This window comes from Sphingobium terrigena (assembly GCF_003591655.1).
GTDB classification, from domain to species: domain Bacteria; phylum Pseudomonadota; class Alphaproteobacteria; order Sphingomonadales; family Sphingomonadaceae; genus Sphingobium; species Sphingobium terrigena.
The window spans coordinates 1-1,075 of record NZ_QVRA01000093.1; the positions used below are offsets into that span (position 1 = coordinate 1).

Annotated in this window: 2 protein-coding genes; one reads left to right on the forward strand and one right to left on the reverse strand. The window is 57.9% G+C overall.

What is annotated here, in order from left to right:
• Position 1: 1 nt before the first annotated feature.
• A protein-coding gene (locus tag D0Z70_RS24510; RefSeq protein ID WP_119750812.1) for an IS5 family transposase occupies positions 2–768 on the reverse strand; the annotation gives its coding sequence in 2 pieces (ribosomal slippage) (positions 2–456 and positions 456–768; 768 coding nt in all).
• Between the two features lie 93 nt (positions 769–861).
• Here D0Z70_RS24510 and D0Z70_RS25150 point away from each other — a divergent pair.
• The gene (locus tag D0Z70_RS25150) at positions 862–1,023 is read left to right on the forward strand and encodes a hypothetical protein (RefSeq protein ID WP_182914114.1); all 162 of its coding nucleotides are present in this window, start codon (positions 862–864) and stop codon (positions 1,021–1,023) included.
• Positions 1,024–1,075: the final 52 nt, after the last annotated feature.

Sequence of the window (1,075 nt, forward strand, 5' to 3'; positions counted from 1 at the left end):
ATTAGGTCGTAGACTCATAAGCGCGGAGCCACAGGCGCATTGAGGCCAGTTGGACCATAGCAAGGAAGTTCTCCGCGAGTTTGTCATAGCGGGTGGCGATGCGCCTGAAGTGCTTGAGCTTGCTGAAGAAACGCTCGACCAGATTGCGTTCGCGGTAGAGCACCTTGCTGAAGCACGGTTTCCATTTTCGATTGGATTTGGCCGGGATGTTGGGAACCGCGCCCTGCGCTTCGATCAGGTTTCGTATGCCATCGGCGTCATAAGCTTTGTCGGCGAGAACGATGGTGCGATGATCAAGGCGATCGAGCAGGCTGAGCGCGGCGGGTCCGTCATGGGCCTGCCCTGCTGTCAGGCTGAGCCGGATCGGGAGCCCTTGGGCGTCGACAACCGCGTGGATCTTGGTCGTGAGACCGCCCCGGGAGCGACCGAGACAATGATCTCGATCCCCCTTTTTGCCGTCGCAGCCTGCTGGTGCGCCCGGATGGAGGTGCTGTCGATCATCTGAATGTCGCCTTCGTAGGCGGCGGTGATGGCGTCCATCATCCGATCCCAAACGCCTGCTTTTCGCCATCGCGAGAAGCGATTGTAACAGGTGGTGCGCGGTCCATAGCGTTCGGGCAGGTCGCGCCACGGAGCACCGGATCGTAACACCCAGAAAATACCGTTCAGAACCCTTCGATCATCGACGCGCGGCACGCCTCGCGGCTTGTTGGGCAACAGCGGCTCGATCACACGCCATTCGAAGTCAGTCAGGTCATAGCGGCTCATGCTGAGCCTGAATCAGACTTCGGTGCGAAATGAAAGCAATCTGCCGCCAAAAAAGCGTTGCGGACATAGGCTGTAGGGGCGCAAATCCATCGGATGGAAAACGATGCCCGTGAGCCTGATGATTATTTTGAGCGACCAAACAGGTGGTCCATCGCCCGGAAAGCAGGATGTGCTGTTCTCATCGTCCTTGCCGTGCTCAGCATACTTGTGATCGCCATCGGATGGCATGCAGTCGTCACAAGCACCGACCTGTAATGCGCACATTACCGCCTTCTACATCGATCGCAGTTTATGGGTTCACGACCTA